The following is an 8,898-nucleotide window of genomic DNA, read 5'->3' on the forward strand; positions in this document are numbered from 1 at the left end:
CGTTGGGGATTTCTGTCGTGTATTGCCGCCTTTGAGCGCGTGCAGGGGGCATGCGGCGCGTGGAGCGGTCGTACAAACTACGCGACACTTCGCGATGATGGGTATCTGGAAGGTAAGCGCGCAGGTGATTTGATCTATTGGAGGCGGGAGCAGTAGGGGGGCGTCCCTACCGTCCTGGCCTGCGACTGGTGGCCCACGTCCCGAGATCGCCGCAAACCGTTACCCCTACAGCTTAGCCTGTCGGCTCTTAGGATTCAATCAACAGGAGGTGTTCGAGTCGTCCTCTCGCCATCAGTACAACGAGCGGACTGCGCGTAAGATGCGCGAAAAATTCCCTTCTTCTCGTTTTCTAAACCGCGCCGACTCCGGCGCTGGTGGGTCGCACCAGCGTTGGACCGAGTCACGAACGGCGCATGTTGCACCGGGCGCGGTTTAGCAGCCGTTTAGCGCGCGATTTGGGCAAAGCTCTCCTCGGCCGCATCCAGCGTCGCCTGGATCTCGGTCTCGCCGTGCGCCATCGAGACGAAACCGGCCTCGAACGCGGACGGGGCTAGATAGACCCCACGCTCGAGCATGGCATGGAAGAACGTCTTGAATTGATCCTGATTGCAGGTCGTCGCCTGCTCGTAATTGGTGACCTTCTCGCCGGTGAAGAAGAGCCCGAACATGCCGCCGGCCTGGTTGGTGCTGAAGGGAATCCCCGCGGCATCGGCGCGTGCCTGCAAGCCGGCAAGGAGCTTTGCGGTGGTCGCGCTCAGGCGGTCGTAGAAGCCGGGCTCGCTGAGCAGCTCAAGGGTCTTGAGGCCGGCCGCCATCGCGATCGGGTTGCCCGAGAGGGTGCCGGCTTGATAGACGGGGCCGAGCGGGGAGATGCGGGACATGATCTCGCGCTTGCCGCCGAAGGCGCCGACCGGCATGCCGCCGCCGATGACCTTGCCGAGCGCGGTGAGGTCCGGGGTGACGCCGAACAGCTCCTGGGCGCCGCCGCGCGAGACGCGAAAGCCCGTCATGACCTCGTCGAAGATGAGCACCGCGCCGTATTGGTCGCAGATCTCGCGCAGACCTTCGAGGAATCCGGGCACGGGCGGGATGCAGTTCATGTTGCCGGCGACCGGCTCGACGATGATGCAGGCGATCTCGCTGCCGATCTCGGCGAAGGTCTCGCGGACCTGCGCCAGGTCGTTGTAGGTCAGCGTGATGGTCAGCTCGGCCAGGGCCGCGGGCACGCCGGGCGAGCTCGGCTCGCCGAGTGTCAGTGCGCCCGAGCCGGCCTTGACCAGCAGCGAGTCGACATGACCGTGGTAGCAGCCCTCGAACTTGATCACCTTGTCGCGACCCGTGTAGCCGCGGGCCAGACGCAGTGCGCTCATGGTCGCCTCGGTGCCGGAGCTGACCATGCGCACCATGTCCATGCTCGGGACCAGCTCGCAGACGCGGTCGGCCATGGTCGTTTCGAGCTCGGTCGGGGCGCCGAAGGAGAGGCCCTTCTGGATGCGCTCCTGCACGGCCGCGATGACCTGCGGATGGGCGTGCCCGAGGATCATCGGGCCCCAGGAGCCGACATAGTCGACATAGCGCTTGCCGTCGGCGTCGATCGCATAGGCCCCGGAGGCGCTGTCGAAGAAGACCGGATCGCCGCCGACGCCGCGAAATGCGCGCACCGGCGAGTTCACGCCGCCGGGGATATGACGCTGCGCGGCTTGGAAGAGATCATGGGATCGGTTCATCGGGGGTCTCCGTCGACAAAAAGTGAGGCATAGGCGCGGGCCGCGGCGGCGAGGTCCGGCTGCGCGAAGACACCGGTCACGACCGCCAGCATCCGGGCGCCCGCCGCGATCAATAGCCCGCCATTTTGTGGCGTGATCCCGCCGATCGCAACCGCGGGAATTCGAAGGCTGTCGCGCGCGGCGCTCAGAAGCGCCACGGAGGCGCGCACCGCATGCGGTTTGGTGGCCGAGGGGAAGAAGCTCCCGAAGGCGACATAGCTGGCTCCGGCTCGCTCGGCGGCTTGTGCAAGGGCCATGTCGTCGTAGCAGGAGACGCCGATGACGGCGTCTGTCCCGAGGCGTCGGCGGGCTGCGGTCGGGTCGCCGTCGTCGCGGCCGAGGTGCACCCCGTCGGCGCCGATTTCGGCCGCGAGTGCCACATCATCGTTGACGATGAGGGGCACACCGGCGCCACGGCACACGCACAGGACCGCGGCGGCCTGCTCGCGTCGAAGCCGTCGATCCGGTCCCTTGTGGCGATATTGGACAAGCCTGGCCCCGCCCGATATGGCCTGCGCGACCTGCTCGGCGAGGACGCCGGGGGCGTCTGCAGTATCCGGGGTGATCAAATAGAGTCCGTCGAGGTGCGTCATCGGTCGAGTGCGTAAAGGCGATTGGGTGTCAGTTGACAGCGGCCGGTCCGGAGTGCTCGATCGAGGCTCTCCCAGGTATAGGCTTGGGCTTCGGCGACGGCCTCCGGCATTGCCGCCCCGAGCGCGAGGCGGGCGGCGATCGCGCTCGCCAGCGTGCAGCCCGAACCGTGATAGTCGCCGGGCAAGCGCGGCCAGTCCAGGCGTTGTTGAAGTCCCTCGGCGTTGAACAGCCAATTGGTGACGTCGGCCGTGTCGTCGTGCGTGCCCGTAATCAGGACCCATCGTGCGCCGAGCGCGAGTAGGCGCGTCGCGCACTCGCTTGGATCGAGTGCGCCGGTCAAGGTTTGCGCCTCCGGCAGATTCGGCGTGATGAGCGTGCTGCGGCGGATCAGGATCTCCCGCAATCGATCCAGCATGGCGGCGTCCGCGACCCGCTGCCCGGCCCCGCTGGCGAGGACGGGATCGAGGACCACCGGAAGGCCGGGGTTTTCGTCGATCAGCGTGCCGAGGAGGTCGATCAGCGGGGTGCTGCCGATCATCCCGATCTTGAGTGCGCCAGGGGTGCAGTCGCGCAACAGGGCGCGACACTGCCCCTCGACATGCTCCGGGGTCTGCGGGTAGACGCGCGAGAGCCCGCAGGTGTTTTGCTCGGTCAGCGCGCTGATGACGGTCACCGGGAAGGCGCCCGCGGCCCGCACGGCCTCGGCGTCGGCGAGAATGCCGGCCCCGCCGCTCGGGTCGTGGCCGCCGACGCAGATGACGACGGGTCGATCGTTAAACGTGCTCATTGGAGGAGTCTCTTCTGCGCAGCCGGCGTGTGCCGCCGCCGCGGAGTGCGTTCCGCGGAGAAACCGGGATTGATTCGCTAGGGTTTCGTTGAAATCCGAGGTGACCCGCCCGACCATTGGAGCCCATTAAACCCTGATGCGATCGTGGATGTCGAACCCGACAATCCCCTGCGGCGGGGGATGGACCTACGACGGAGCGACTCGATGAAGACCTACATGTGTGTGATTTGCGGCTTGATCTACGACGAGGCGGAGGGCTGGCCGGACGATGATATCCCGCCCGGGACGCGTTGGGACGATGTCCCGCTCAACTGGAAGTGCCCCGAGTGCGGTGCCGGGAAGGACGACTTCGAGATGGTCGAGGTCTGAATGTACCGTGATTATGACGATCCGGCGACGCCCATGAGTGGATCGGTGGGCGACTCCGAGCGGCTGCAAGCACTCGGTCGTTCCCGCGCATTGAGGATTTTCTCGTCTACACTCCTTGGCATGGACGCGATCGCAGAACGACATGTGAGCGGACTCGAGGGCCTTGAGGTTGCCGGGCTCGCCAGGCGGTATTGTGATCTCATCGAGGCGTCTGCGGAGGAGCATCGTCGGCGTTGGCTGTGGGATGTCGCGAGTCTGCTGCCGCGTCTGCAGGCAGCCATCTCCTCGGCGTCGGCCCCGGTTTCGGGCGTGGTTCCGATGAGCGTGGTGGATCTCGATGCGCGCTTCGAGCTGTTCTGGCGCCTGCGTCGGCTGCTCGCCGATCGCGACGGCTATTGGCTCGAGTTCGATCGGGCCAGCGAGGGTGCCGACGGGATGACCGGGAGCTTGGCGGATGATCTGACCGACATCTATTGCGAGCTGAAATCCGGACTCGGGCTGTATGCGTGCCACCCCGAGCGCGCTTTGAGGGGCTGGGCCTACGGGTTCGATCGCCACTGGGGGCAACATCTCGTCGATGCCGAGCGCCACCTCGCCCTGCTCGCCGCCCAAGGTAGGCTCGATCTTTGACCCTTAATCTGGCGGTAGTATAATGGTCGGGTTTTCTGCTAACCTCTCGCGCTAAACCGATTTGTCAAGAGGCCGAGTCCTATGTCCGCGGTGTTGAATGAAATGGAGCTGACGCTGACCGCGCCGGCTCAGGCGAAGATGGCCGATCTGTTCGAGCAAGTCGACGACAACGTGCAAGGCGTGCGTGTGTTTGCGACGCCTGGAGGGTGCAGCGGCATCAGTTTCGGGATGACCTTCACCGATGCCATCAACGAAGACGACGGCGTGTTGGCATACGACGGCTTCAAGGTCGTGGTCGACGACGGTACGCTGCCCTATCTGCGCGGTGTGGAGATCGACTTCGTCGATCAAGGCGACGGGAACGCGACCTTCGTGTTCAACAATCTTCCGCAGCTCGGCGGTGGTGGAGGTTGCGGCTCTTGCGGGTCCTCGTCGTCCTCGGGCGGCGGCTGCTCCTGATCCCGAAAGCCTCGCGTCGCCTCGAAACGAGAAGCGGCTTATGCCGCTTTTTTCGTTGGGGAGATGGAGGATCGCATTCTGCTTTTCGCGCGTTTGGAGTCGAGTCGGTATGGTGAGGGTTGGAATCGTCGGCGGCACGGGATATACGGGCGCGGAGCTCTTGCGGATCTTGGCACGGCACCCCGCCGCTGAGCTGGCGGTCATCACGTCGCGGAGCGAGGCAGGGGTCCCCGTTGCCGAGATGTTTCCTCATCTGCGGGGTCGGCTGGATCTCGAGTTCACGGCGCCCGACGAGGGTGCGCTGGCTGAGTGCGACCTCGTTTTCTTCGCAACGCCCAACGGAACAGCGATGAAGGCGGTGCCCGATCTACTCGCACGCGATGTGCGTGTGGTTGATTTGGCCGCCGACTTTCGTCTGAAGGATCCCGTGCTCTGGGAGACCTGGTACGGGATGCCTCATGCCTGCCCCGAGCTTTTGTCCGAGGCGGTCTACGGGTTGCCGGAGCTCAACCGAGATGCGGTGCGCGGCGCACGACTGGTGGCGAATCCAGGTTGCTATCCGACGGCGGTAACACTCGGGTTTCTCCCTCTGCTCGCCGCCGGAGTGGTCGATCCGAGCTGGTTGATTGCCGATGCAAAGTCCGGCGTCAGCGGTGCCGGGCGCAAGGCGACGACGGGTTTGTTGATGGCGGAGGTCGGCGAAAGCTTCAAGGCGTACTCCGTCACCGGGCATCGGCATGCTCCGGAAATCAGCCAGAACCTCGAGCGCTTTTCCGGTGCGGGACTGAACCTGACCTTCGTGCCTCACTTGGTCCCGATGATCCGCGGGATCGAGGCCACGCTCTATGCGCGCTTGACCCGATCCGACGTGGATCTCGACGACCTTTTCTCGAACTACTACGCGGATGAGCCTTTTGTCGATCCGATGCCGGGCGGGGCGCATCCGGATACCCGCTCGGTGCGTGGTGCAAACCTCTGCCGGATGGCGGCGACGCGCCAAGGCGACTCCGGTGTCGTCGTTGTCCAGTCCGTGATCGACAACCTGGTGAAAGGTGCGGCAGGGCAGGCGGTTCAGAACATGAATCTGATGTTCGGCATTGAAGAATCCGCCGGGCTGGGCGCATTGGCTCTCCTCCCCTAGAGGCCGGGTCTGCTTGAGACCGATGGATTCGGGCGAGCCGATGCGCAAGCGGTCCATGTCCCCGATCGCCGGCTCCCGATCTTACCGACCCCGTGACTGAGTCCTTGAGACGCCTCTCCTATCGCTTGCTGGCGGGCGGTCTGTATGCCGTTCTCTTGGCAGCGGCGCTCTGGGCGGGATTCGAACTCGGCCAGGAGCGAGCGACGTCGCTCATGCAACCGGAATTGGCTGCTCTCGATGCCGAGCGCCTTGACTTGATCGCGCAGCGCGACGCGCTGCGCGATGAGCTGGCGGCCGCGCTGCGCGATCGGGTTATTTCCGAACGGAGTCGTCAGATCGACCGGGAGACGGCGCGCGCGCTGACCGATCAACTCAAGGAAGCCCAAGACGCCCGTTTGGACTTAAGTCGCGAGCTTTCGTATCTGAAGCGATTGGTCCAAGAGGGCCACCGCGGCGCAATTCGTGTTCAAGACCTGCGCATCGTCTCCGAAGGGACAGCCAAGGCGTTCCGCTATTCGTTTACGCTGACCCAAGTGGTACCCGGATTCGCGGAGTCAGCCGGCCTGATCCGATTCGAGATCGAAGGGCGGAACCCAAGTGGTGTCGTGACGCTGTCTCTCGAGGATCTCCCGAGCGCGGAGCCGCGAGTACTGCCGATCGCGCTGGAATACCTCCAAAGTCTGTCCGGGTCCTTCGCGTTACCCGCCGATTTCGAGCCTTCCGGTGTTCTGATCGGGATCGAGCCGTCCGACGACCGCTTGATACCGACCTCGGAATCCTTCCCTTGGGCCCCGACGACGGAGGCGCCGGTTGGGTCGCTCCCGGAGGAGTTCTCTCGCGATGCTTGAGGCGACTCCATCTTCAGTCGGCGAATCGCCCGCCCTCGTTCGCCGACGGGCCTACGCGCTTGAAAAAACCAACGAAGAGCATAGGATAAGAATCCTGAAATCCTAAACCCGAGAGCCGACCGACTATGACGACTGAAGCTGCTGCTGATCAACCGCTGGTTTTCACCAATTCCGCCGCGTCCAAAGTGGCCGAATTGATCTCCGAGGAGGGTAATCCCTCCTTGATGCTGCGCGTCTACATCCAAGGAGGCGGATGCTCGGGCTTCCAGTACGGGTTCACATTCGATGAGGAAGTACAGGACGGCGACACGGAGGTCGTGACCGACGGTGTAACCCTGTTGGTCGACCCGATGAGTCTGCAGTATCTGATGGGTTCGGAAATCGACTACACCGAGGGTCTGCAGGGTGCTCAGTTCGTGATCCGCAACCCCAATGCGACCACGACCTGCGGCTGCGGCTCGTCCTTTTCGACTTAGTTCTGCCCCGGTCGGATCGCCTGCGCGGGCGCGGTTGCAGGTCCCTCCGACTCGGCCCCGGCGCTCGTGGGGTGCTTCGGTGGAATCGTGAGCGGGATGACGCGGCTATCGAGCGACTTGGGCGCGCCCTCGTCGACCGGCCGGGTCGAAAACCACTGCCAGCCGGCATACCCCAAGAGCGCGAGTGCTAGCACGGCCAACACCCCCGCGATGATCTTGAGCATCTTGCTGCGCGCCTTGCGTCGCGGCCACTCCGTTTGTCTAAATTTGTAGTCTCGCATCATCACTCGATCACAAGGCTCGGAAAAATCAAAGTTTTCCAGGTGACGCCTAGTGTAGACCCAAAAGAGGCCGAGCGACAAGCCGCGCCTCGGGCCACCGAAACGATAGAAGGCCGGCGACTTGTGGGCGTCTTGTCTCCGTCGTAATCTCGTCGGCTTTCAGCCGAAGCCCAATGGGTTGGACGATCGAACATCATGGAGCCACTCGAACGCACGCTCGCGCTCATTAAGCGCGGGACCGACGAAATCCTCCTCGAAGACGCACTTCGCCGGAAGCTGGCCCTCGGGCGTCCGCTGAGGATCAAGGCGGGATTCGACCCGACGGCCCCGGACCTTCATCTCGGGCACACGGTTCTCCTCAACAAGCTGCGCCAGTTCCAGGATCTCGGGCACGAGATCCTTTTTCTCATCGGTGATTTCACCGGGATGATCGGCGATCCCACCGGGAAGAGCGCGACGCGCAAGCCCCTTTCCCGCGAGCAGATCCAAGACAACGCCAAGACTTATCAAGATCAGGTCTTCCGGATCCTCGACCCGGATCGCACGCGTGTCGTTTTTAATTCGTCTTGGCTCGAAGGGCTCGGAGCGGCGGGCTTGGTTCAGCTGGCAGCCCGACACACCGTGGCTCGGATGCTCGAGCGTGACGATTTCGCCAAGCGATACAAGGGCGGGCAGCCGATCGCGATCCATGAGTTTCTCTATCCGCTGATCCAGGGTTACGACTCCGTCGCGCTGCAGGCGGATGTCGAGCTGGGTGGAACCGATCAAAAGTTTAACCTTTTGGTCGGGCGTCAGCTCCAGGAGACATACGGCCAGGACCCGCAGGTGGTCATCACGGTGCCGATCCTCGAAGGGTTGGACGGCATCCAGAAGATGTCGAAATCTCTAGGTAACTACATCGGCATCACGGATGCGCCCGACGAGATGTTCGGCAAGATCATGTCGGTGTCGGATGACCTCATGTGGCGCTATTTCGAGCTCCTCAGCACGCGGGATCTGGCCGAGATTCAGGCATGGCGGGCTGCGGTGCGGGAAGGCGCCAATCCGCGCGACATCAAGTTCGAGCTCGGGCTGGAGCTGGTCACCCGTTTCCATGACGCCGAGCGTGCTCGGCAGGCGCTCGAAGGTTTCGTGGCGCGGTTTCAGCGTGGGGCGCTACCCGAGGATGTCCCGGAGGAGATCGTGTCGGCGGGCGAGGACGGCACGCTGCCGATCGCCAATTTACTAAAGGCGGCGGGTCTGGTCAGCAGTACCTCCGAGGCGATCCGTCTAATCGGACAGGGCGCCGTGCGGATCGACGGTGAGCGGATTGAAGATGCGCGCCTGTCCTGCGCGGCCGGCGGCGAGCATGTCTATCAGGTCGGCAAGCGGCGCGTCGCGCGAGTACGCGTGTCCTGAAGGCTGCCCGCGCCGCGTCGGGGTCGGGTTAGCCGCTGTTCTGGGCGCTTCGTCACCTCATCGTCACCTGCGCGTCACACAGGTCTTGACAGCGCATCCGAGTCGTATAGAATGCGCGGCTCGCTGAGGGGGAACCCGAGCGGAGCGGT

Annotated in this window: 11 protein-coding genes; 7 read left to right on the forward strand and 4 right to left on the reverse strand. The window is 64.1% G+C overall.

Going from position 1 to position 8,898, the window contains the following annotated elements; all coding sequences use genetic code 11:
- Positions 1 to 443: 443 nt before the first annotated feature.
- From hemL to GPT33_RS14605, 3 genes are read right to left on the reverse strand one after another with little or no spacing between them, the layout of a single operon-like run.
- Entirely contained in the window at positions 444 to 1,727 is a 1,284-nt protein-coding gene (hemL, locus tag GPT33_RS14595) for a glutamate-1-semialdehyde 2,1-aminomutase (protein WP_296810173.1), read from the reverse strand.
- Positions 1,724 to 2,359, reverse strand: coding sequence for a thiamine phosphate synthase (gene thiE, locus GPT33_RS14600; RefSeq protein ID WP_296810175.1), 636 nt, complete (start codon positions 2,357 to 2,359; stop codon positions 1,724 to 1,726). Before thiE ends, hemL begins: the two co-directional genes overlap by 4 nt.
- Positions 2,356 to 3,147 carry a hydroxymethylpyrimidine/phosphomethylpyrimidine kinase gene (locus GPT33_RS14605; protein WP_296810177.1) on the reverse strand — a complete coding sequence of 264 codons (792 nt, stop codon included), beginning with the start codon at positions 3,145 to 3,147 and terminating at the stop codon, positions 2,356 to 2,358. The genes thiE and GPT33_RS14605 overlap by 4 nt, the downstream gene beginning before the upstream one ends.
- Positions 3,148 to 3,351: 204 nt before the next feature.
- On the opposite strand from GPT33_RS14605, the gene GPT33_RS14610 reads away from it, so the two are divergent.
- The 6 genes from GPT33_RS14610 (at position 3,352) to erpA (ending at position 7,070) form a co-directional block, all read left to right on the forward strand.
- Positions 3,352 to 3,516: a rubredoxin gene (locus GPT33_RS14610; protein WP_093029925.1), complete on the forward strand. Its 165-nt coding sequence runs from the start codon at positions 3,352 to 3,354 to the stop codon at positions 3,514 to 3,516.
- Positions 3,517 to 4,146 carry a DUF5063 domain-containing protein gene (locus GPT33_RS14615; RefSeq protein WP_363929388.1) on the forward strand — a complete coding sequence of 210 codons (630 nt, stop codon included), beginning with the start codon at positions 3,517 to 3,519 and terminating at the stop codon, positions 4,144 to 4,146.
- A gap of 81 nt (positions 4,147 to 4,227) precedes the next feature.
- Complete coding sequence (locus tag GPT33_RS14620) at positions 4,228 to 4,605, forward strand: iron-sulfur cluster assembly accessory protein (RefSeq protein ID WP_296810180.1); 378 nt, start codon at positions 4,228 to 4,230, stop codon at positions 4,603 to 4,605.
- Positions 4,606 to 4,714: 109 nt separating this feature from the next.
- Positions 4,715 to 5,746: an N-acetyl-gamma-glutamyl-phosphate reductase gene (gene argC, locus GPT33_RS14625; protein WP_296810181.1), complete on the forward strand. Its 1,032-nt coding sequence runs from the start codon at positions 4,715 to 4,717 to the stop codon at positions 5,744 to 5,746.
- Between the two features lie 92 nt (positions 5,747 to 5,838).
- On the forward strand, positions 5,839 to 6,594 hold the full coding sequence (locus GPT33_RS14630) for a DUF6776 family protein (RefSeq protein WP_296810183.1): 756 nt from the start codon (positions 5,839 to 5,841) through the stop codon (positions 6,592 to 6,594).
- Positions 6,595 to 6,719: 125 nt separating this feature from the next.
- On the forward strand, positions 6,720 to 7,070 hold the full coding sequence (gene erpA / locus GPT33_RS14635; RefSeq protein ID WP_296810185.1) for an iron-sulfur cluster insertion protein ErpA: 351 nt from the start codon (positions 6,720 to 6,722) through the stop codon (positions 7,068 to 7,070).
- Here erpA and GPT33_RS14640 read toward each other — a convergent pair.
- Positions 7,067 to 7,354: a hypothetical protein gene (locus GPT33_RS14640; protein WP_296810187.1), complete on the reverse strand. Its 288-nt coding sequence runs from the start codon at positions 7,352 to 7,354 to the stop codon at positions 7,067 to 7,069. The genes erpA and GPT33_RS14640 overlap by 4 nt on opposite strands.
- A gap of 192 nt (positions 7,355 to 7,546) precedes the next feature.
- Between GPT33_RS14640 and tyrS the strand changes: the two genes are divergently transcribed.
- Positions 7,547 to 8,749 (forward strand): tyrosine--tRNA ligase, encoded by a 1,203-nt coding sequence (tyrS, locus tag GPT33_RS14645; RefSeq protein ID WP_296810189.1) that lies wholly within the window; start codon positions 7,547 to 7,549, stop codon positions 8,747 to 8,749.
- Positions 8,750 to 8,898 lie beyond the last annotated feature (149 nt).

The sequence above is a fragment of the Thiocapsa sp. genome (genome assembly GCF_011390875.1).
In the GTDB taxonomy this organism is placed as follows: domain Bacteria; phylum Pseudomonadota; class Gammaproteobacteria; order Chromatiales; family Chromatiaceae; genus Thiocapsa.